This is a genomic window from Streptoalloteichus tenebrarius (assembly GCF_024171885.1).
GTDB classification, from domain to species: domain Bacteria; phylum Actinomycetota; class Actinomycetes; order Mycobacteriales; family Pseudonocardiaceae; genus Streptoalloteichus; species Streptoalloteichus tenebrarius.
Genome location: NZ_JAMTCP010000011.1, coordinates 1 through 21,282, shown reverse-complemented (window position 1 = coordinate 21,282; position 21,282 = coordinate 1). Strand labels below are relative to the sequence as shown.

The 21,282-nt window shown below is 72.1% G+C and carries 20 protein-coding genes and 2 tRNA genes; 7 read left to right on the top strand and 15 right to left on the bottom strand.

Translation table 11 applies throughout. The features are described 5' to 3' along the window. Positions 1–91 precede the first annotated feature (91 nt). Positions 92–388 carry a DUF1330 domain-containing protein gene (locus LX15_RS12445; RefSeq protein ID WP_253669707.1) on the top strand — a complete coding sequence of 99 codons (297 nt, stop codon included), beginning with the start codon at positions 92–94 and terminating at the stop codon, positions 386–388. A gap of 411 nt (positions 389–799) precedes the next feature. Here LX15_RS12445 and LX15_RS12440 read toward each other — a convergent pair whose 3' ends face one another. Both LX15_RS12440 and LX15_RS12435 read right to left on the bottom strand, forming a co-directional pair. Next, on the bottom strand, positions 800–1,282 hold the full coding sequence (locus LX15_RS12440) for a DUF2231 domain-containing protein (RefSeq protein WP_253669706.1): 483 nt from the start codon (positions 1,280–1,282) through the stop codon (positions 800–802). A gap of 408 nt (positions 1,283–1,690) precedes the next feature. Next, positions 1,691–2,293 (bottom strand): PepSY domain-containing protein, encoded by a 603-nt coding sequence (locus LX15_RS12435; RefSeq protein ID WP_253669705.1) that lies wholly within the window; start codon positions 2,291–2,293, stop codon positions 1,691–1,693. A gap of 261 nt (positions 2,294–2,554) precedes the next feature. On the opposite strand from LX15_RS12435, the gene LX15_RS12430 reads away from it, so the two are divergent. The 3 genes from LX15_RS12430 (at position 2,555) to LX15_RS12420 (ending at position 5,526) form a co-directional block, all read left to right on the top strand. Beyond that, positions 2,555–3,433 carry an alpha/beta fold hydrolase gene (locus LX15_RS12430; protein WP_253669704.1) on the top strand — a complete coding sequence of 293 codons (879 nt, stop codon included), beginning with the start codon at positions 2,555–2,557 and terminating at the stop codon, positions 3,431–3,433. Positions 3,434–3,827: 394 nt separating this feature from the next. Next, complete coding sequence (locus LX15_RS12425; protein WP_253669703.1) at positions 3,828–4,508, top strand: hypothetical protein; 681 nt, start codon at positions 3,828–3,830, stop codon at positions 4,506–4,508. A 181-nt stretch (positions 4,509–4,689) separates the two neighbouring features. Beyond that, positions 4,690–5,526 (top strand): NAD(P)H-binding protein, encoded by an 837-nt coding sequence (locus tag LX15_RS12420; RefSeq protein ID WP_301304490.1) that lies wholly within the window; start codon positions 4,690–4,692, stop codon positions 5,524–5,526. Positions 5,527–5,664: 138 nt separating this feature from the next. Here the strand turns inward: LX15_RS12420 and LX15_RS12415 are convergent, their stop codons facing one another. From LX15_RS12415 to LX15_RS12400, 4 genes are all read right to left on the bottom strand, one after another. Then, entirely contained in the window at positions 5,665–7,152 is a 1,488-nt protein-coding gene (locus tag LX15_RS12415) for a carboxylesterase/lipase family protein (RefSeq protein WP_253669701.1), read from the bottom strand. Positions 7,153–7,184: 32 nt separating this feature from the next. Then, entirely contained in the window at positions 7,185–7,763 is a 579-nt protein-coding gene (locus LX15_RS12410) for a DUF4865 family protein (protein ID WP_253669811.1), read from the bottom strand. A 219-nt stretch (positions 7,764–7,982) separates the two neighbouring features. Further along, positions 7,983–8,480, bottom strand: coding sequence for a (R)-mandelonitrile lyase (locus LX15_RS33835; RefSeq protein WP_443729316.1), 498 nt, complete (start codon positions 8,478–8,480; stop codon positions 7,983–7,985). After that, positions 8,431–9,015 (bottom strand): TetR/AcrR family transcriptional regulator, encoded by a 585-nt coding sequence (locus LX15_RS12400; protein ID WP_253669699.1) that lies wholly within the window; start codon positions 9,013–9,015, stop codon positions 8,431–8,433. The genes LX15_RS33835 and LX15_RS12400 overlap by 50 nt, the downstream gene beginning before the upstream one ends. Positions 9,016–9,272: 257 nt before the next feature. On the opposite strand from LX15_RS12400, the gene LX15_RS12395 reads away from it, so the two are divergent. Next, the gene (locus LX15_RS12395; RefSeq protein ID WP_253669698.1) at positions 9,273–10,364 is read left to right on the top strand and encodes a TerC/Alx family metal homeostasis membrane protein; all 1,092 of its coding nucleotides are present in this window, start codon (positions 9,273–9,275) and stop codon (positions 10,362–10,364) included. A 405-nt stretch (positions 10,365–10,769) separates the two neighbouring features. Here the strand turns inward: LX15_RS12395 and LX15_RS12390 are convergent, their stop codons facing one another. The 5 genes from LX15_RS12390 to LX15_RS12370 form a co-directional block, all read right to left on the bottom strand. Next, entirely contained in the window at positions 10,770–11,726 is a 957-nt protein-coding gene (locus LX15_RS12390) for an aminoglycoside phosphotransferase family protein (protein ID WP_253669697.1), read from the bottom strand. Between the two features lie 86 nt (positions 11,727–11,812). After that, on the bottom strand, positions 11,813–12,268 hold the full coding sequence (locus LX15_RS12385; protein ID WP_253669696.1) for an HNH endonuclease: 456 nt from the start codon (positions 12,266–12,268) through the stop codon (positions 11,813–11,815). A 68-nt stretch (positions 12,269–12,336) separates the two neighbouring features. Then, positions 12,337–12,413: transfer RNA gene (locus tag LX15_RS12380), tRNA-Leu, on the bottom strand. 27 nt (positions 12,414–12,440) lie between these two features. Next, positions 12,441–12,514, bottom strand: a tRNA-Leu gene (locus tag LX15_RS12375). A 944-nt stretch (positions 12,515–13,458) separates the two neighbouring features. Further along, complete coding sequence (locus tag LX15_RS12370; RefSeq protein WP_253669695.1) at positions 13,459–14,205, bottom strand: metal-dependent hydrolase; 747 nt, start codon at positions 14,203–14,205, stop codon at positions 13,459–13,461. A gap of 1,567 nt (positions 14,206–15,772) precedes the next feature. Between LX15_RS12370 and LX15_RS12360 the strand changes: the two genes are divergently transcribed. Both LX15_RS12360 and LX15_RS12355 read left to right on the top strand, forming a co-directional pair. Further along, positions 15,773–16,648: a coiled-coil domain-containing protein gene (locus LX15_RS12360; RefSeq protein WP_253669694.1), complete on the top strand. Its 876-nt coding sequence runs from the start codon at positions 15,773–15,775 to the stop codon at positions 16,646–16,648. 168 nt (positions 16,649–16,816) lie between these two features. Beyond that, positions 16,817–17,809 (top strand): small ribosomal subunit Rsm22 family protein, encoded by a 993-nt coding sequence (locus LX15_RS12355; protein ID WP_253669693.1) that lies wholly within the window; start codon positions 16,817–16,819, stop codon positions 17,807–17,809. A 74-nt stretch (positions 17,810–17,883) separates the two neighbouring features. Here LX15_RS12355 and LX15_RS12350 read toward each other — a convergent pair whose 3' ends face one another. The 4 genes from LX15_RS12350 to LX15_RS12335 all read right to left on the bottom strand — a co-directional run. Beyond that, positions 17,884–18,624, bottom strand: coding sequence for a metallophosphoesterase family protein (locus LX15_RS12350; protein ID WP_253669692.1), 741 nt, complete (start codon positions 18,622–18,624; stop codon positions 17,884–17,886). A gap of 68 nt (positions 18,625–18,692) precedes the next feature. Then, positions 18,693–18,947 (bottom strand): BON domain-containing protein, encoded by a 255-nt coding sequence (locus tag LX15_RS12345; protein ID WP_253669691.1) that lies wholly within the window; start codon positions 18,945–18,947, stop codon positions 18,693–18,695. A 9-nt stretch (positions 18,948–18,956) separates the two neighbouring features. Then, on the bottom strand, positions 18,957–19,514 hold the full coding sequence (locus LX15_RS12340; protein ID WP_253669810.1) for a nucleotidyltransferase family protein: 558 nt from the start codon (positions 19,512–19,514) through the stop codon (positions 18,957–18,959). Positions 19,515–19,637: 123 nt separating this feature from the next. Continuing rightward, positions 19,638–21,282: serine/threonine-protein kinase (locus LX15_RS12335; RefSeq protein ID WP_253669690.1), on the bottom strand; the 1,645-nt coding region annotated here is incomplete at its 5' end.

Here is a 21,282-nt window from a genome sequence, read left to right as displayed (position 1 = left end):
GACGTCGTCCCCGTCGGCTCGCTGACCCACAGCGCGCCGGCGACGGATCTGAGTGCGTTTCTGATGATCAATTCCGAACACAGGAGGAACCATGGCCAAGGGCTACTGGGTCAGCGTCTACCCCACCATCACAGACCCTGAAGGGCTTGACGTCTACAACGAACTGGCCGCTGTGGCCGTCAAGGCCGCAGGCGGGCGGGTGCTCGCCGGCATCGGCAGCCGGGTCGTCGCACACGAAGCCGGAATCGCCGAGCGCGTCGTCCTGATCGAGTTCGACAGCTTCGACCAGGCCGTCGCCGCATACGAGAGTGCGGCCTACCAGAAGGCGCTGGCCGAACTCCCCGACGGCTTCGAGCGCGACTTCCGCATCATCGAAGGCCTCGACTGACGACCGAGGCTGCGCCGGCGACGAACACGAAGCCGACCGCGGGGAACACCCCGGCTCGTCAGCGCGCCGCACCGCCGCGAACAGCGTCAGGCCAGTGGCATCGGCGGTGATGCCCAGCGCGGCGACGTTCCCGGCGGCGCGGCGGCCGGGTCGCGGGACCAGCTCCAGCGCCAGGCCGGGGTGACCGACCTGGCTGCTCGTCGTCCACCGGCCACCGAAACCGGCATCTGACCACCAAGCGGGTTCTGCCCGTAGGACGCGCCACCCCGACTTCATCCGAGCGAATCGAATCGCGAATCGAATGGCCCCTGAACACAGGATGCGTCTTCAGCGGAAACGTTCGGTTTCCGCTGGCCATGGGGATGCGCCATCTCGCTCATCGCGTCCTGGGTAATTCGACGGACGCGGCGCTCAGTGGGTCGGCCGGGCCAGCGAGCTGGGCGCGTTGAGGTTGGCGCCCTCGTCCACGCTCATGCCCAGCCGCTCCACCAGCTCCCCACCCAGCCACGCGGAGAAGGTGGCGAGCGCGAGCCCGGCCACGGCCAGCACGAACGCGAGGATCGGCGGCTGCCACGTCGCCTGGCCGAGGCGGAGCACCCAGCTCACCGCGAACAGCACGAGCACGACGACGTTGGTGAGGCCGTGGACGAGGCCGATGCGTTTGGCGCGGGTGCCGTTGGGCACGGCGAACCAGTCCACCCAGCCGAACAGGCCGGCCACCGCGCCACCGACGACGCCGACGGCGGTCGTGTGCGCGGCGGCGACCGCGAAGCTGTCCCGGTCCGTGGCGAAGAACAGCAGGTCGAACAGGACCGCGGTGACCAGCAACCCCAGCGGGAAGGCGATGAGCATGGGGTGGATGGCATGGCCGGCCATCCTGGCGCGACTCCGCATGGCTCCCCCTTTCCTCGGCGACAGCCCTCCACCCCCGGCTACCCCGTACGGCGGCGGACAACCAGGCGCTACCAGCCGTGACCAGGCGGACCACGGCGAACGCCTCCCCGAGGACAGCCCCCACCCGCCCTGGGGGGCGAGCCCCGCTCCAGCCTATCGCCCCGTCACCCAGCGCCCAAGGTCATCACGCTGTGCTGTGGAGGAATTCGGGTGACTGTGGATAACTCCGCCGCCGCAGTTCCCCGCGCGATTTCCGCAGGTCAGCCCTGCCCCGCAATTCCCTGCGCGATCTCCGCGGTTCAGCCGGGCCGGCGCAACCCGAGCCTCAAGAGTGAACACGAACCCCGGAATCGCGCCCCGCGAGCACACCGGCCACCAAGTGGTGCACCAGGTTCGTCGCGGGCGGGGTCAGCGGTCGCGGGTGATCTCCCCGGTCCTGGCGTCGACGTTGACCTCGGACCGCGAGCCGTCGGGCCGGACGAAGTGGATCTCCCACACGACCGTGCCGTCGTGCAGCGTGTCGATCTCCAGCTCGGTCAGCCGGCCGTTCTCCCGCTGCCCGGCGATCTCGGCGGCGCGGGCGGCGTCGACCTGCGCGGCGTCCAGCTTGCGCACGTCGTCGTCGGGGCGGTCGTGGTCGCTCTTGGCCAGCACCCTGGACCCGTCCTCGGAGACGTCGACCTTGGTCTCCCGCCCGTCGGCGAAGACCTTCACCTCCCAGACCCGGTCGCCGCCCCTCGTCTCGTGTTCGAGGTCGAACGCGCGGCTGTTGGGCACCTCGCCGGTGGCGGTGCGCAGGGCGCGGACGGCCTCCTGCGCGCCGCTGCCCGCCGTGGGCGAGGGAGAGCCGGGCGCGGGGGACCCCGGCGCGCTCCGGGTGCCCGTGGTCAGCTTCGGCGGGGCGGTCGGGATCTGGGCCTGCTGCGGGGGTGGCCCCTCGTCGCACCCGGTGAGTAGGGCTCCCAGGAGCACGAGGCCGGCAGGAACGAGGACCGGGGTGTGGCTGCGCATACCTTGTGCCCTACCCGCTCGCGACACGCGAGGCCACCTACATCCCCTGATCAGGTGAGTTGGGAAGCGACAGCCCATCCGACCTGCTGTCTCCCGTGAGGCTTCCCTCCACCACTCGCGCAGCAGCGCCATGTTCCTCCCCACCCGCGAGCCGCGTCCGCACAAGACAGTCCACAGTCGACCCACGTCGCGGGAGAGCCCGACGTCGTCCCGCGCGAAAAGGGGTGGAGCTGCCGGCGACGCCCCTTCAGCATCGGAGACATGAACGTAGGGATCAACGACCCGGCCCGACTCGGGCAGACCACGCTCCCCGACGGCCGTCGGCTCGGCTGGGCGGAGTGGGGTCCGACGGAGGGCGTCCCCGTGCTGCTGTGCCCCGGCGCGGCGACGAGCAGGTGGCTGGGCTTCGGGACCGACGCCGTGGACCGGCTCGGGGTCCGGCTCGTCTCGGTGGACCGTCCCGGCCTCGGGGCCTCCGACCCCGCTCCCGGGCGCACCCTCGACGACTGGGTCGCCGACGTGCGGCATCTCGCGGCCGAGCGGGGGCTGACCGGCCTCGGTGTCGTCGGCATGTCCGCCGGAACGCCGTTCGCGATGGCGTGCGCGGCCGCCGGACTCGCGAGGGCCGCGGCCGTCGTCTCCGGCGACGAGCTGGCCGCGCCCGCCTTCGCGGGGACGCTCGCCCCGGAGGTGCGGGACCTGGTCGCGGCGGTGGCCGCCGACCCGGACGGGGCCGAGCGGATGTTCGCCGACTTCGGGTCCGTCGAGACGCTGTGGGAGATCTCGGTCAACCAGAGCGCGGAGACCGACGCCGCGGTCTACCGGGAGCCGGCGTTCGCCGACGCGTTGCGCCGCGCCATGACCGAGGCGTTCGCCCAGGGCCCGGCCGGCTACGCCAGGGACACCGTGCTGGTCATGGCGCGGTGGCCGTTCGATCCCTCCCGCATCGCGGTCCCGGTCGACCTCTGGTACGGCGGGCGGGACACCAGCCCGGTGCACTCCCCCGACCTCGGCGCCACCCTGGCCAGCCGCATCCCGACGGCGCGGCGGCACGTCGTGGCCGAGGCGGGCGGCTCGCTGCTGTGGACCCACGCCGAGGAGATCCTCCGCTCGCTGCTGAACAATCTGGCGCGGGGCTGACACGCGGGACGCCCAACGGGGTCGTCCACCCGAGCTGACGGGCGCGGCGGCGGCCGAAGATTTGGCGACGGCCGAAGGCGCGGCAGGGCAGGGCAGGTGCAGAGGGGCCGGGACGACAGCGTGGTCTGACTCCCGGCCCCGATCCCGCCCTCTCGGAAGAACTGTCCACAGTAGATCGAATTGCTCTCGGTAGAGCGCCGTATCGCTCGCGAGCGCGCTGCGTCGCCTCACCTGTGACAACCCCATCCGACGCCAGGGCGACAGGCTCATTGCGAGAGCGTCCCTGGCACACTCCCTCGCCACCGTGTCTAGGGGAGAATCCCCGACACAGCGAGGCCACATCGGGGCGATTTCCCGATGTGGCCAACCCTCGGGCGACAGCAGCATCGGCGCCATGAACCGCAAGCTCTCCCAGCACCTCAGACGGGTGCTGGTCTCACTGCACGTTCTGACCTCGGTGGGCTGGTGGGCGCTGTCGCTCGTGCTGCTCACCCTCATCGCCGGCGCCGCCCTCGGCGTCGAGGAGACCAGGCCGGCGTTCCTGACCAGCGCGGACTTCCTGGACGCGAAGGTGCTGGCCCCGCTGGCGGAGACCGCGGCCTACACGGGACTGATGTTGTCCGCCCTCACGCGGTGGGGGTACTTCCGGTTCTGGTGGGTGGCGGTGAAGTTCGTCCTCACCGCCGGGGCGATCACGCTCGGCGTCGTCCTGCTCGGCTCCTGGCTGGACGCCTCGCTGGAGGCCGCGCGGCACGGCGGCGTCGCGCCGACCGGGAAGCTGGTCGGGGGAACCCTGTGCGTCCTTGTCGCGCTGATCGTGTCCACCTGGTTGTCCGTGGCGAAGCCCGGCGGCCGGCTGCGCAGGGCCGCGCCGGCGGTGCGGGGCAGGGAGGCCGAGCCACAGCCCCACCCCGCCCTGCTGGCGGTGGTCCTCGCCCTGCCCCTGCTGGACCACTTCATGTTGCCCTGGCCGATGGCCCAGATCGTCATGGCGCTCGGGTACGCGGTGTACCGAGCGTGTCGACGTCAGCCGAAGCCTCAGGAGCCCGCCCGAGTGACCGTCGCCGCGCGCTGACGTCCCACCACCCGTCGATGCGTGAACGATGGATCACGACGTCCTCAGTAGACAGTCCTCCCTGGACGACCAGCCTTCCTCGACGGACAGCCCCGTGACCCCTTCTCCTTGACCTCAAGGATGGTGGAAGTCCTACCGTCTCCGACGACGAGCACGTCCATGAGGGACAGGGGCAGCGACGATGATCCTGGTGACCGGAGCGACGGGAAACATCGGGAGCGCTCTGGTGGAAGAGCTGCGAGCGTCGGGAGCGGGACCGGTGCGCTGTCTGACGCGGAACCGCGGGCGCGCCTCGTTCCCCGAGGGGGTCGAGGTGGTCGAGGGCGACCTCGCGGACGTCCCGTCGTTGGCCTCGGCCCTGGATGGGGTGCGCTCGATGTTCCTCCTGCCGGGCATGGGCGGCCGGGACGGCGACGTCCTCCGCGCGGCGCGGGAGGCCGGGGTGGAGCACGTGGTGCTCGTGTCGTCCATCAGCGTGCTGTCCCATCCGCACCTCCGGCCGGCCGCCGAGAACCTGGCCGTCGAGCGGGTGCTCGTGGACAGCGGAATGGCGGCGACGATCCTGCGGCCGACCCAGTTCGCCTCGAACGCGCTGTGGTGGGCGGAGTCGATCCGCGAACACAGCAGGGTCCAGGTTCCATATCCGGACGTCGCGCTCCCGACGATCCATCCCGCCGACATCGCGGTGGTGGCGAGGGTGGCGCTGACCGAGGCGGGCCACCGAGGGCAGGTGTACGCCCTCACCGGGCCGGAGCACGTCTCGCCCCGCCAGCAGGTCGAGGCCCTCGCGGCGGCCCTCGGACGGGAGTTGGCGTTGGAGGAGGTCAGCCGGGAGGAGGCCCGTCGAGGGATGGCGTCGCTCATGGGGGACGAGGCGGCGGACGCCGTCCTCGACCTGATGGGAGGGGACGTCAACGACGAACTGCTGGCGGTGAGGGACACCGTCACGCGGGTCACCGGCGCCCCGGCCCGGACGTTCACCCAGTGGGCGGCGGAGAACGTCGCCGCCTTCCGCTGAGGGGATCACGCTCCGCCTGGGCCGAGACGCCCGGCCCAGGCGGAGCATCTCGGCCTTCTGTCATCCGATCCTGGCGGTCGTATCCCCTGCCGGGAACGGTGGTCAGGCCGAGGTGCCCGGCTCGGGCGGCCTGGGCGGTCAGGTGGTGCGGAGGGACAGCGGGAAGGGAACGTCACGCCAGGGCATCCGTCCCGCGTTCCCCGCCTCGTCGACCAGATCGTCCACAGTGGACCATATCCGCACCGGGCTGTCCCGTTCGGCGAGCGCGGGCCATCCCGGGTCGCCGGTCGCCGCGAACCCGGCCCACGCCCGCGACATGCGGCGGGACAGCGCCCTGTCCCGGTCGTCGGGTGGCCCGCCGAGGAGGAACTCGGCTCCCACCGCGTCGAGGTTGCCGAACACGAAGGGCACGTCCGCGCAGTGCCAGGCGCGCACCACGCCGTCCCGCCCGGTCCGTCGACGGGCGAAGCGCGACAGGTGCGCCCGCCCACCGGCACGGCCGTGCCGCTCGGCCAGCCGGCTGCTGAACTCGCCGAACTTCGCGTCGCCGACGAGGGCGAGGTAGCGGTCGAGCACCGAGGCCGACGGCCGCGCCGCGTGGTAGGCCCGCACGACGTGCGGTGGGATGCCGAGGTCCACGGCGAACCTCGCCAGGTCCTCCTCCGAGCGCACCTCGGCGAGCCCACCCACCTCGTGCATCAGCCAGGCCTCCTCCAGCGCGTGGCAGACCAGCAGGTCCACGTCCCGCGCCACGCCCGCCGCGAGCGCCGTGAGCGGGTCGGCCGGGAGCACGTCCCCGTCGACGACGGGACCATAGAGGACCGGGTCGTAGTGCAGGCGACCCGAGTCGCGGTCCGCCCGGTACTCGCGGACCACCTGGTCCGAGGCCGAGACCAGGGCGTTTGGCGTGGCCCTGGTCAGGCCCGCCACCGTCGGGGCCACCCCGGCGGCGCGCGCGATCCGTTCCGTGATCCTCGCCGCGTGCTCCACGGAGAAGAACGCGTCGGGAACGCTGTGCGCGATCGCGCGCCGGAACAGCCCTCGCGCCTGGCCCATCGCCATGAGACAGACCACCGAGCCGGCACCCGAGGACTGGCCGGCGATCGTCACGTTGTCGGGATCACCGCCGAAGACCGCGATGTTGTCCCGCACCCACCGCAACGCCGCGACCTGGTCGAGCAGGCCCCGGTTGTCGGGCAGGCCGGGAACGTGCCCGAACCCCTCGAAGCCCAGTCGGTGGTTGCTGGTGACCACGACGAGGCCGGACGCGGCCAGCGCGGCCGCATCGTAGTCGGGCTGCGCGGAGGAGCCGAAGGTGTAGGCCCCGCCGTGGATCCAGAACAGCACCGGCAGCGCTCGCCCCGCCGGACGCGGGGACCACACGTTGAGGGTGAGGACGTCCTCGTCCCTCGGACGCCAGACCGGCGCGCCGGGCAGTTCCGCCGACTGGGGCGCGATCGGGCCGAAGGAGGTGGCGTCGCGGACGCCGGACCAACGCGGAGCCGGCCTGGGCGGGCGGAACCTGTTGTCGCCGAAGGGCGCGGCGGCGTACGGGACACCGAGAACGACGTGGATGTCGTCGGAGATCCACCGGCCCCGCAGCCGCCCGTCCGTCGTCGCCAGCACTCTGTCCACTGTGGATTATCCGCCGCCCCGGCTCACCACCGCGGCCCGGTGGGGATCTCGTCGAGGTGCGGGGTCGACAGGTGCAGCACCTGGAAGCGGGTGCCCTCGTCCTCCGGCGCGTCCTCGGCCCACAGCGTGAAGCGCACCAGCTCCCAGTGCCGGGGGTCGATGGCGAGGGCCGTGGTGTGCACGCCGTCCTGCTGGGCGAGCTGGCGCAGCTCGTCGAGAGCGTGCGTGACGACGTCCTTCGGGTCGACCTCGGCGGGGAGCGACTCGACGCGCCGGGTCGCCACGGTGGGTGTCACCGAGCGGGCCGGCCCCCGCTCCACGGCCACGCCGATCCAGTTCTGGACGCTCGGGCGACCGAAGGAGCCGAGGATGTTGTGGAACCCGCCGCCGCCCCAGAGGAAGTGGTTCATCCCGCTCAGCGAGTGCCACAGGTAGAACGGCGCGTACCGGTTGACGGTCGAACCGGCCACGCCCGCCTCCCGGATCAGGTAGGCCTTCAGGCCCAGCCCGGGAAACGTGTCGAGCAGGTGCCCCTTCGTCTCGACCCGGTGGCGGATGATGCCCATGTCGTAGTCGGTGGGCAGCGAGATCTCGTACTGCATCGCGTACACGAAAAGTCACCGTTCCAGATTCTGGTGATGTGGCGGCCTCGACCTCGCGACCGTGGCGTCGCGCTGCCGGCGGTGTCCGCTGAGCGTGGTGTCGGTGTTGTCCGTGTCGTCTGTGTCCGTGCCGTCTGTCCGTGTCGTCTGTCCGTGTCGTCTGTCTGACGGCGCTGGATGACAGCGCTGGATGAGAGCGCTGGCTGTCTGGCCGCGACGTCAGGCCGGGTACTCGGCGTCGCCGACGAGCGGGCCTCGTCCGGCCTCGACGCCGTCGTCGCCGGCCTCCTGCACGGCCAGGTGCGTCATCGCCGTGTGCGGGCTGGCGCCGTGCCAGTGCCACTCGTCGGGCTCGATCCACACGGTGTCGCCCACGCGGATCTCCTCGACGGGGCCGCCCTCGCGCTGGACCAGGCCCACACCGTCGGTCACGTGCAGGACCTGGCCGTGCGGGTGGCGGTGCCAGCAGGTGCGGGCTCCGGCGGCGAAGCGCACGCTGTGCGCGCGCAGCCGGGACGGCGCGCCGGGCACCGCCACCTCGGCGATCCTGACCTCGCCGGTGGCCCAGTCCGCCGGCGCGCGCTCGCCGCCCCGGTGCCCCCCATGATCCGCACGATCGCGTGCTCCCCCTCGTGTTCGTCGTCCGCCGTGTCCCGTGCCCGGCTCGTCAGGACCCGTCGGCGGCGTCGGGCCGGCGGTGGGCCGAGAGCAGACCAAGCACGCCGTGCACGGCGTCCAGGAACGGGTCGACCGACTCCGCCGACCGGGCCAGCACGTACCCGCCCTGCAAGACCGCGACGATCGTCGCCGCCGTCGAGGACACGTCCAGGTCCTCGACCAGCTCGCCCCGCGCGCGCCCCTCCTCCAGGACCTCGGTCAGCCGGCCCCGCAGCCAGGCGAAGGTCTCGGCCAGCGGCGCGCGCAGCGTCGGGCTGGCCACGACGTCGGGGTCCTGCGTCAGCCTGCCGATCGGGCAGCCGCGCAGCACGTCCCGCTCCCGGAGCAGGTAGGCCGAGATCCGCTCGAAGGCGGTGCCAGGGCCCGAGAGCCGCACCTCGGCCTGCGCCCGCATGTCCTCGGCGGTGCGCCGCACCGCGACCAGGGCGAGGTCGGCCTTCCCGGCGAAGTGGTGGTACATGCTGCCCTGCCCGACGCCGGCCCGTTGCTGGATCGCCTTCGGGCTCGTGCCCACGTAGCCGCGCTCCCAGAGCAGTTCCCTGGTGCTCTCCACGAGTCGGTCCTGCGCCGTCATGACCATGACCGTGACCGTACATACTAGTAGGTACAGACCGCAAGAACCCGGGTTGACCAGGCGCGACAGGCCCGGCCAACGACGTCGGGCAGGCGCGCGTAACGCCTGGCGCACGGCGTGGCCGGCGACGCGGGCTGGCGTCGCTCGCCACCGGTTGCCTACCCTGTGCCCCACGAGGGGAGTACTTCCACGGGTCGCGCCGGTCATGACGAACGCGCAGGAGACGTTCTCGGCCGACCGTCCGCCAGCCCCGGCGGATGAAGGAGACCTCGAACCGCGTCGACGTGTTCGAGGAGACACCCTTGCCCCCGACCGCGCTCCCCCTGGCCGCCCCGCCGTCCGTGGCCTCCCCCCTGCTGTGGGCCGTGACGATCGCCGGGCTGCTCCTGTTGCTGGTGTTGGACTTCGTCCTGACGCACCGCCCGCACGAGGTGTCGACGCGCGAGGCGCTGGCGTGGTCCGCCTTCTACGTCGCGCTCCCCCTGGGCTTCGGCGTCTTCGTGTGGCTCGCCTTCGGCCCGACCCAGGCGACCGAGTACCTCACCGGTTACCTGGTGGAGAAGTCGCTGTCGGTGGACAACCTCTTCGTCTTCATCCTGTTGCTGTCCACCTTCGCCGTCCCGCCCGCCCTCGCCCAACGGGTCCTGCTCTACGGGATCGTTGGCGCTCTGGTGCTGCGCGGCGTGTTCATCGCGCTCGGCGCGGCCATGCTCCAGGCCGGCACCTGGGCGTTCCTGGTCTTCGGCGCGATCCTGCTGGTGACGGCCATCCGGATCATGGCCGACGCGGTGACCGGACGCGAGCGCGAGATGGACGTGGGCTCACTGCGCTCGGTGCGCCTGCTCCGCCGGCTGATGCCGGTGACGCGGGAGTACCACGGCACCAGGATGGTGGTCAGGGAGTCCGGCCGCCGGGCCCTCACCCCGCTGGCGGTGGCGGTGGTCGCGGTCTTCGCCACCGACGTCGTCTTCGCGATCGACTCGGTGCCGGCCGTCTACGGCATCACCGAGGACCCCTTCCTCGTCTTCGCCACCAACGCCTTCGCCCTGCTCGGCCTGCGCGCGCTGTACTTCGTGCTCCAGACGGCGTTGACCAAGCTCGTGCACCTCGATTTCGGTCTCGCGCTGATCCTCGCCCTGATCGGCGGCAAACTCGTGCTGCACTGGGCGCACGGCCTCTGGCCGTGGGTGCCCGAGATCCCCACGCCGGTCTCGCTCGCGGCCGTGCTGGCGATCCTGCTGACGGTCACGCTGACCAGCCTGTACGCCAACCGACTGACCAGGAACCGCGCCCGCAGGGAGGAAGCGGTCACTACCGTGGACCCGTCGCCGGACGAGGGAACGTCCTGACGGGCCACGCTCCATGGACCGCCCAGTTCGGACTGTCCTGGTGCGGCCGACATGACCCTCGCCCACACCGCTGCACCTCGGGCCGCCCTGTCGCGCCGCGCCAGCCCTTCTCCTCCGCACAGCCCCCACCCGCCCTGGGGGGCGAGCCCTGCTCCAGCCTATCGGCGATCGCCCCGCGCCCCTAGTACCCGGCCAAACCTGTGGAGGAAATCGGGTGACTGTGGATAACTCACCGCCGCTCCACCGTCGAAGAGTTCGCCTCCCGATCCACCACCCACGAGGGCCCACCGGTCTTGTCGCCCAACACACGGCCGGACACTGACGAGAGAGTCCACAGTGGAGCATCAGAAGGTTCTGTCACGAGTGACGGAAGAGGCACGAAGGAGAAGGTGTGCCCGCAGGGGCTCAGCCCAGCGCCCACCACGTGGCGGCGAGCGCGTCGAGGGTCGGCTCCGGCGGCGCCGGCAGCTCCTGGAGGTACCACCGGAGGTCGCTGTACACATGCAGCAACGTGTACGCGAGGAACCGCCGCGACAGGTCCTCGCCAAGCTGGTGCGGCGCATAGCCATACGCCGTGAGAAGGCGCCGCAGGAACGCCGCGTCGCCCCGCGAGACGAACAGCCCGACCGCAGCGAACTCGTACTCCCTCGCGCCCCGCATCGCCGGCTCGAAGTCGAAGAGTCCGGAGAGCGTCCACCCGTCGTCGCACGGCGTCACCAACAGGTGATCGCTCATCACCTCCGTGTGCAGGAGCACCGGAGGCGTCGGCGGGGCGAGCGGCACGGCGTCGAGGAAGTCCGGAACCTGCGCCAACCACGGCTCACCGAGCCCCGCCCGCCGCTGCTGGTCGACGCAACCGGCGCGCTGCTCGGCGACGAAGCGCTCCCAGTCCGCCGGCCCGAGCCGGTCGAGGACGGGGTCCTCGATCGCGTGCATCGCGGCCAACGCCGCGCCCAGCTCGTCGGCCAGGCGATCCCGCTGCCGGGGCGAGGTGCGGGGCCAGACCGCCGTCAGGCTCTCGCCCCGCAACCGCTCCATCAGGACGTAGCCCCAGCCCTCGCACTCCCCGACGGCCTCCACACCCGGAGTGGGGACGGGCAGGCGACCCTCGACCGCCGCCAGCACACCGCTCTCGACGTCGAGTTCGTGTCGGTAGACGGCCGGGTAGAGCTTGAGGACCCGGGAGGAGCCCACCGCGTAGACCGGCAGCGAGCCGCCCTCGAACCGGACGATGGCGTCGTCCCGGAAGCCGAGCCGCCGGCACAGCGCCGTCACCCCGGGCACCAGACGGGCCTCGTCCGAGCGGAGGGCGTCGAACTCCTCGACCGTCTCCGCCCGGGGCAGCACACTCCCTTGAGACATGGCGTGACCGTAGGACATGCCATGTCCGAGCCGAACCGATTTCGTCACCAGCGACGGTCACGGTGTGAGGCGGGCGCGTGCCCGCCTCACACCGTGACCGCCCAGGTGGGCGCGAGGTCCTGCCAGGTCGGGATCCTCGGTGGTCGGAGGAGCCGCATGCCCGCCTCGCGCGGCGTGCGGTCCCGCTTCCGGCCGTTGCAGGCCGCGCACGCGCACACCGTGTTCGACCACTCGGAACGACCGCCCCGCGAGACCGGGAGGACGTGGTCGACGGTGTCACCGGGGCGGCCGCAGTAGGCACACCGGTTGCCGTCCCTGGCCAGCACTCCCCGACGGCTCCAGCCGGGCGCGCGGCCGTACCGCCACCGCATGGAGATGTACCGGAGCAACCGCAGCACCCGGGGCACGGGGAAGTCGCCGAGGGTGCGACCCTCGATCGCCTCCTCCACGACCGCCACCTGCCGGACCAACATCCGGATCGCGTGCCGGACGCTGACCGTGTGCAGCGGCTCGTAGGAGGCGTTGAGCACGAGCACACCCACCGGTTCCTCCCTTCCTCGCGGTGATCGGGGTCGTTCCTGCCGGATGGCGGGACCGGGAGGTCCGCGCCTGGTGCCCTCGGCGCGAGTCGAACGCGCACTGTCCGGAACCTGGATCCGGTGCCTCTGCCAGTTGGGCTACGAGGGCTGGTTCCCCTGGACAACGGGGACGTCGTGCGGCCGCGGGGAGTCGAACCCCGACTGGTCTGGCTCTCGACCAGATGCCTCTGCCGGTTGGGCTACGGCCGCGAGCTGGTGGTGGCGGCGACGGCGTGACGGGGCGACACACGTCACCGGATCTCAGGATCGTCCGTCGTGAGTGACCAGTCGTCGGTCTTCACTCGTCGTTCGTCACGCGAGAGCGGATCCCCGCCCCCTGACGCCGACGGCGTCCGCGACGGGGTCGAGGTCCGAACTCGCGTCGACGGGCCGAGACGGCGAACCCGGTGCCACCCCCGGGTTCGCCGTTCCCCCCTCGGCACAACCGGTCGTCAGGGCTGACGACCGGCCCACCCCCGTGGGCCTGACGTCCCTCCGCCGGGGAGAGAGACCGGCGGGCGGACGTCGTCGGAGGCGCGTGGTGAGGGGCGGAGTCGAACCGCCTCGGCCCGGCGTGCCGGGTTGGGCTCCCAGCCCTCCTCACCGAATCTCCACAGTGGACATGGAGAGGGATTCACTTGTGAAGGAACGATTCCACCGGAAGAAGGGAGGCTGGTGGCGAGAAGCCTGATGTGGTTGGCTTCCCTGCCTCGTCCTGCCTGGCGGGGACGAAAAGAAGAAGCCGCCCGGAAAGTTCTCCCACCGGACGGCCCTCACACTGACGCGTTCATGTCAGCGTGAGGTGCCGCCGCCTTCCAGAAGAGCTTCTCCCGTTCCACCCAGTCGGATCGCGAAGCCGGCCGACAGAGACAGCAACAGAGGGACTCGGTGATAACGCCGCAACGCTGCTCGCTTCTCCGTCTCCATCATCGCGATCCCCCCGTCCCTGTCGTCGTCGTGTCATCACTATTGCCCGGAAACCGGTTCGCGGCAATCGTTTTTCCCCTGACATCCGAACCTTGGCGGCCTCACGCTGCCGCGGACCCGCTGACGCTCGGCTCCCGGCACGCCACGCCCGCGACCGGCGACCCTCCCTCCTTATCTGAGGAAAACCCCTTGCGCCACAGGGACTTCGTTGTGGGGAAAGCACCGCCTCATCCTCCCGACGCCGGTGACACGACACCGAACAGAAGAAGCGCGCCTGTCACGATCAGGCCAGGAAACACGAGCCAGGACTCGAACGGACCTCCGGCGCGGAATCGCAGACCCGCCGGAGGCCGGATTCGATACCACGCCTGGCCGCGAATCCGCAGCGGCCACAACAGGGGAACTCCGGAGTGCGTGACCAGGTCCCCCAGGTCGTGCACCAGACAACCGACGGCGACCAACCCGCCCACGGTGAACGCCGCCTGCTCGGGGTCGACGGCGGCGACCGGCGTCCCACCAGCCAACGAGGCCAGCACGAGCGCGACGGCGACCACGCCCAGGACCCAGACCCCCAGTGCGGCCGCCGCGAGGAGGACACCGAGCCCGAGGACCGCGAGCGCCGCCGGCGTCCCGCCGACGGCCACGACCAGCGCCGTGACGAGCCCGAGTCCGACGCCGAACAGCGCGGTGTGCGCGAGGTGGCGGTGTTCCCCGTCCCGCGCGCGGTCTCCGGGGGCGCGGGTTCTCGCGTACACGGCGGAGGAGGCCTGTCTCAGCGCCCAGGACACGAGCCGGGTGAACGGCCCGAGCAGCCGGGAGGCCGTGGACGAACGGTGGTCGAGATCGGGCAACAACGCGAATCCCGCGGTCGCGCACGCCATGAGGGCCACGACCGGCGGGCTCGGGTGATCCGTGCACGACGACACCAGCAGTCCGGCGCACCATCCGGTCGCCGCGTGCGATCGCCCCATCATGATCACGATGGTCGTGGCGCGCCGGACGTTGGGGCAGCGGCCGTCCAGGTGCTCCCGTGCGGCCGAGCAGGTGCTCTTCGCTGCCCGGATTCGCTTGCCAACGTCTCCGCACGACGAACGAGACGCGGTGCTTCTTCTCCTGGTGCCCGCACACTGTCCGTAGGGCGTGTCTGACGGATCACGGAGCCAGTCGAGCAGACCAACAAGGCCCAGCCCACCAAGGTAGTCGCGGACCAGCCGGTCGTAGCGGGTGGCGATGCCGCGATAAACCTTGCACTGGTTGAAGCAGCGCTCGACCACGGTGCGTCGCGGGTCGATCTGCGTGGTGAAGGCGCGGGGACGCCCGCCGGCCGAGCCGCGACGACGTCGGTTCTCGACCTTGTCACCCCTTCTCCCGAAAGGGTCGGTCTGAGGCAGTGTCGGGCCAGGTGTTCGCGGTTGGCGCGGCTGGAGTAGCGCTTGTCCGCGATCACTCGCTCCGGCCTGGCACGCGGGCGCGGCGACCAGGCGCGGCGGGTGACGCGGATCCCGGCCAGACCATCCTCGAACACGATGGCCTGTCGTGGCATTGCCGGCGGTGAGCACGATCGACAGCGGCCCGCCCCTTGCCGTCAACAGCAAAGTGGATTGTGGTGGCCAGGCCACCACGGGAGCCTCCGATGACGTGATCAGCGGGCCCCCGGTCGGATTCCTGTGATACGACCACGCCCCCGTGTCACGGGGCATGGCCGCACCGTGCTGGTGCACCCGGGGACGGGCTGGAGCCCACCGACACCACCCAGTCCAACTCCCTGGTCAGGTCCGCCCTCGCACGGACCTGGTACCAGGCGAGTCCGAAGGCTGGTATGGCTGATCCGTGTGATCTCCCGGCGTGGCACGCGGGCACGAGTTGACCGGTGAGCGGTGGCAGGCGCAGCCCACCTCCGGGGTGAAGGGACGCCCACGGTGGACGAGGCATCCGCGTGATCAACGGGATGGTGTCAGCACCGAACCCTGACGACGCTGGTGGCAGGGGTGCCGGTGATCGCCGAGGTGATCAACGAACCCCGGCCGGGAGCACCCGGTCGACTCCAGAATCATGCGCGCCCACCTCACGCCCCCGGCGCGAACCAGTTGATCACGCCGTTGGCTGCTCCCGCGGTGGTCCCAGCACGAAGTCCCACCTGGCCTGCGATGGGCATGGCCGGCCGCAGTCGGTGGCGTTGACCGGCGGCACCGTCAACAACCGAACGCCGGGATCAGCGGGCCACCCGACTGGGTCGCGGCCGGACAGACGGTCGTGCCCCGGCTTTCGACCCAGCGTCTACCAGCGCCGCAACATGGTTGAGCGTTGCTTCAACCGGGCGCGAGCACGTCCCTGCGATTGCCACCCGCTACGACAAGACCGCCATCTGCAACCGAGGGATATCGATCTGACCGCCCTGCTCATCTGGCTGTGAGGACAGACCTAGCGCGAGAGGCGCATGTCATGGGGGCATGTGCCACGCGTGGCCGCCAGGTTGGCCCGGCGTGAGCACCGCGAGCGCCGCACACTGGTTCCCGCTGACGGGGCCGGACGGTGCGCGCGATGAACCAGACCCGGGTCGACGAGATCCCCGACGAGATCACGGACGAGCTGTACGGGGTGCCGCCACCGGAGTTCGTGGCGACGCGGGACGCGCGCGCCACGGACATCGAGCGGGCGGGCGACCGCGTGCTCGCCCGCGCCGTGCGTCGCCTCCGCCGCCCCACCCTCGCGGCGTGGGCGGTGAACCTCCTCGTGCGCCAGGAGCGCGGGCTGCTCGACCGGCTGCTGTCGGTGGGCGAGGAACTGCGGGTCGCGCAGGAGCAGCTCCGGGGCGAGGCGCTGCGTCAGCTCAACCGGCAACGGCACCAGGTGCTCGCCGCGCTGACGCGCCGGGCGCGCGATCTGGCCGCCGAGGGCGGGCACCGGCTCGGCGACACCGCCGAGCGGCAGGTCGAGCAGACGCTGTCCGCCGCGCTCGCGGACCCCGACGCGGCCAGGGAGGTCTGTTCCGGTCGGCTCACCGCTGCCCTGCCCGCCTACTCCGGGTTCGGCCCGCTGCCCTCCGCCGCGCCCGCGCCCCAACCGCGCGCGCCCGCGCGCACGCAGCGGCCAAAGGGTGTGGACGCGGCGACGCGACGGAAGAGGGAACGCCTCCGCGCCGAGCTGGAGAAGGCGCACGACGAGCACGACCGGGCCAACGCCGATCTGGAGCGCGCCGAGCGACAGGAGCAGGAGGTCCGGAGCGCACGGGAGGCCGCCCAACGGGACTACGAGGCGGCCCAGAGCGAGCTGCGTCGACGCCAGGACGCGCTGCGGTCGGCCGAGGACGCACTGGCAGCGCACGAACAGACCCTGCGTGGCGCACGGCGCGCCCGGGAGGCGGCGCTGCGGCGCGTGCGGAAGCTGGAGGAGCAACTCCGCGCGACCGAGACGTGAGACCAGGCGCACCGCAGGACGCAGGCAGGTGATCACACGGTAACGGATTGTCGCAGGTCACAGCGGTCCTCGTGACAGGGTCCACGGAGTGGGGCGGGTATCCTGCCTGGCGGCCGTGGAACCGGCGCGGCCGACCTCCCCCACCCGCCGTCAGCCCTCGGAGGATGTGTGGCCGCCCTTCCCGACGATCTCCGGGTCTCCCTGGAGCAGGTGCTCCGCCCGTCGTCGACCCAGGAGATCGCCCGGTCGGTCGAGCGGTTGATCGAGCGTTACCGGAGGGGGACGGCCGCGACCGAGCCGATCCTGCGCTCGCCCACGGATGTCGCTGCCTACGCCGCGTACCGGATGCCGGCCACCTTCGCCGCCGTCCGCGCCGCCCTGGCGCGTGTCGCGGAGGTCGCGCCGGAGTTCCGCCCGCGCACGCACGTGGACGTGGGCGGCGGCACCGGCGCGGCGGTGTGGGCGGCCGCCGAGACCTGGCCCTCCCTGGAGTCCGCCGAGGTCCTGGAGCAGGTGTCGCAGGTGATGACGTTGGGCCGGCGGCTCGCGGAGGGCGCCGAGGCGCCCGTGGTGCGCGGGGCGCGGTGGCGCCGGTACGTCGTGGGGCCCGGGCCGACCCTGCCCGAGGCCGACCTGGTCACCATGTCCTACGTCCTCGGCGAGCTGCCCGAGGCGCACCGCGCCGGCATCGTGCGGGAGATGGCGGCGCGGGGCGGTGTCGTCGCCCTGTTCGAGCCGGGCACGCCCGCCGGCCACCAGCGGGTGCTCGCGGCCAGGGAGCTGCTCGTCGAGCAGGGCATGACCGTGCTCGCGCCGTGCCCCCACAGCGCGGCCTGCCCGATCTCCGGCGGCGAGGACTGGTGCCACTTCGCGGCCAGGGTCACCAGGAGCGTCCTGCACCGGCAGGTGAAGGCCGCGTCGCTCGGCTACGAGGACGAGAAGTTCTCCTACGTGGTCGCGGCGCGGACGGCGTGGGCGCCCGCCGAGGGGCGGGTGGTGCGCCACCCACTGCGCCGCAAGGGCCTGGTGTCGCTGCGGGTGTGCACGGCCGACGGTGGGCTGACGACCGAGACCGTCTCCAAGCGCCACGGCGAGACCTACCGCCGGGCACGCGACCTGGAGTGGGGCGACGCGTGGCCCCCGGTGGGCGAGGACGGCTGAACGTCGCGACCGGCGGCGCCTCTCATCACGCGTTCGGCCTCGCATCGCGAGCTGGGCCTCACGCCGGCTGGGCCTCACGCCGGCTGGGCCTCGCTGCCGTCGTGGCCGTGCAGGTTGTAGACCTTGTACGCGCACCGGATCACGGGCTGGGCGACGTTGCGGACCCGCACACCGCCCGGCGTGGTGCCGTGTTCGGTGCCGAAGTGGGCGTGCCCGTGCACGGCCAGGTCCGCTCCCCCCTCATCGATCGCCTCGGCCAGCAGGTAGGAGCCGAGGAAGGGGTAGATCTCCAGCGGCTCCCCGCGCAGCGTGTCGGTGACCGGCGAGTAGTGGGTCAACGCGATCCGCGCGGGGGCGTCGATCCGGTCCAGCGCGTCGCGCAGCCGGCCGGCGACCTCCTCGGTGTGGCGGACGAACGCCTTCATCTCGGGCTCGCCGAAGGCGCTGCCGCACTTGCCGGCGAACCCGCCGCCGAAGCCCTTCACCCCGGCCACGCCGACGGCGGCGCCGTCGAGCTGGACGACCGTGGAGTCGCCCTCCAGCACGCGGATCCCGTGCTCGGTGAGCAACCCCGCGATCTCCTCGGGCACGTCGGCGTGGTGGTCGTGGTTGCCGAGCACGGCCACGACCGGCACGGGCAGGTCGGCGAACTCCTCGGCGACCACCCTGGCCTCGGCGAGGGTCCCGTGCTTGGTCAGGTCGCCCGCGAGCAGCAACAGGTCGGCGTGGTCCCGCAGGTGTTCCAGGGCCGGCCGCAGCCGCCCCCTGGCGTCCTCGCCGAGGTGCACGTCCCCGACGGCGGCGATCCTGATCACGAGGCGGTCCTCCCCTCGTCACCGGCCGCCCGGGACCGCCTCGCGCCCGGGCCGGCTCGTCGGTCAACTCAGTCCAGTTCCTCGGCGGTGGAGGGCTCCCTGCACTCCACCACCCCGACCTCGTTGTGCACGGTCAGCTCGGGCGCCAGCTCGTGGACGACCTCGGTCAGATGCCGCCGGCGCTCCTCGCTGGCCACCTCGCCCACGAGGTAGACGTGCTCGCCGCGCAACTGCACCCGCACCCCCAGTTCGGCGGTGCGGGGGTCCGACGCCAGCGCCTGGGTCAGCCGGGCCGCCGCGTACTGGGGCGTCTTGGTCGACATCTCGTCCTCCTACGCCGCGACGTCCTGGTTGGGGGGCATGATCCCCAGGCGTTCGGCCAGGAACAGGAACGCCTGGGCGTACGGCGAGTCCGCCGTCCGCTCCCGGACCCGCGGCCAGTCCACCTGCTCGCGCAGCAGCCGCACCACCGGGAGCAGCTCGGCGAAGTCGCAGTGGTGCGAGTCGAGCACCAGCAGCTTGTCCACCACCAGGAAGGTGGCCGGCATGACCGGCACCATCATCGAGCCGACCCGCAGCTCCTCGGCGCCGGCCAGCATCTCGTCGGTCACCGGCTGGCCGGCCGAGCGGAACACCAGGTCGACCAGGCGGTCCCCGTCGTAGGCCTTGAGCAGCCAGTCCTCCGGCGGCTTCGCCGCGCGCATCCCCACCACGACCAACGCGTGCAGGGCGTGGGTCACGTCCTGCTCCCGCACGAGGACGTCGACGTCGTGCTCGCTGGTCGGCCCGCCCCGCGCGAACACCGCGCAGCCGCCGGTCAGGGCGAACGGGATCCCCCTGCCCCGCAGGGCCGCCGTCACCTTGGTGACCGTCCGCAGCAACGCGTCCATCTCGGGCACGAGGCTCTCCCGTTGTCGACCAGCGGCGTGACGCCGACGGTCCCGGCTCGCCGGACCGTCGGACACGGTGTGTCCCTGGATCTACCCGGTGTGTGCCTTCGGTAACCCTCGACGTCAGCCGCGGGTCCGCGAGCCGAGGACCTGCCAGTTGTCGATCAGGTAGGAGTCGCCCCGCTGGACCAGGGTGAAGGACATGTCGTCCTCGACGACCCGGTTGTCCCGCATGTGGTAGACCAGCTTGGCCCGCACCTCGCCGCCGGGCGCCACCGAGTGCTGCACGACCTCGACCGACCGCACGCCGGCCCACCAGGAGCGGTACTTGCCCTGTCCTCCGGTCTTGCCCTGCGCGTTCGGGGTCAGCCGCGACCAGGCGGCGTCGAGGTTGCCGGGCAGCATCCCGTAGTAGTCGGCGACCGCCTCGGCCCGGTCCTCGTCGCTGTCCTCGTTCGACGGGGTCGTCGTGGTCGTGCTCGACGACGACGAGGAGGAGGACGATGAGGAGGACGAGGCGGTGCTGGTGGGCGTTCCGGTAGCGGGCGTGGCGCCGCCCGGGGTGGGCTGGGGCGGCGCGGCCGTGAGGGTCGCGTCGGAGGGCGTCGGGGTGCCGGTGGAGCCGGCGGTCGGCTGCTTCTCCATCAGCAACAGGTTGGCGGCGACCACGCCGACGAGGACGGCGAGCACGACCGATCCGCCGTAGAGCAGCCCCGCCCGGCGGTACCAGGGCCTGTCCGGGACGGTCGCGGCGGGCGCGGCCGGCACGGGTTCCATGCCGGCCCTGGTCGGGGGCGGCGTGACCGGCGGGCGCGGGTTCGGAGGTGGGGGCGTGCGCTCGGGCCGCGACGCCGGGGGCGCGGCGACGGCCTTGGTCGCCACCGCCTGCGTCACCCCACCCGACTGCCACGGCGGCACCACCGCCACCGTCTCACCCAACCCCGCCGGCAACGGCTTGCCCGCCGCCACCGCCGCCAACGCCTCCCGCGCCTGCGCCATCGTCGGCCGCTCATCCGGCTCCGACCGCAACAACCGCATCAACAACGCCGTCAACGGCCCCGCCTGCGACGGCGGATTCACCTTCCCCGCCGCCACCGCGTGCAACAACGCCAACGTGTTCTCGTTCAACCCGAACGGCGGCTCACCCTCCACCGCCGCGTACAACGTCGACCCCAACGAGAACACATCCGAGGGCGGACCGATGTCCCGCCCCCGCGCCACCTCCGGCGCCAGATACGCCGGCGTGCCCGCCAACATCCCCGTCTTGGTCACCGTCACGTCACCGGTCGCCCGGGAGATCCCGAAATCGGTGATCTTCACCGTGCCGTCCTCGGCCAACAGGATGTTGCCCGGCTTGATGTCCCGGTGCACGATCCCCGCCGCGTGCGCCGCCGACAACGCCGCCGCGACCTGCGCCCCGATCCGGGCCGCCTCCGCCGGCGGCAGCGTGCCCCGCTCGGCCATCACCGCCGCCAGCGACCGCGACGCCAGGTACTCCATGACCAGGCAGGGAGCGCCGTCCTCCTCGACCACGTCGAACACCGTGACCGCGTTGGGGTGCTGCAACCGGGCGGCGATCCGACCCTCACGCATCGCCCGCTGTTTGGCCTCGTCGGCCTCCTCCCGGCTCAGACCGGGCTGTAGCAGCAACTCCTTGACGGCCACCGTGCGGTGCAGACGCTCGTCATGGGCCTGCCAGACGACACCCATGGCGCCGCTGCCGAGGCGCTGCAGCAACCGGTAGCGTCCGGCGACCAGGCGACCCTCG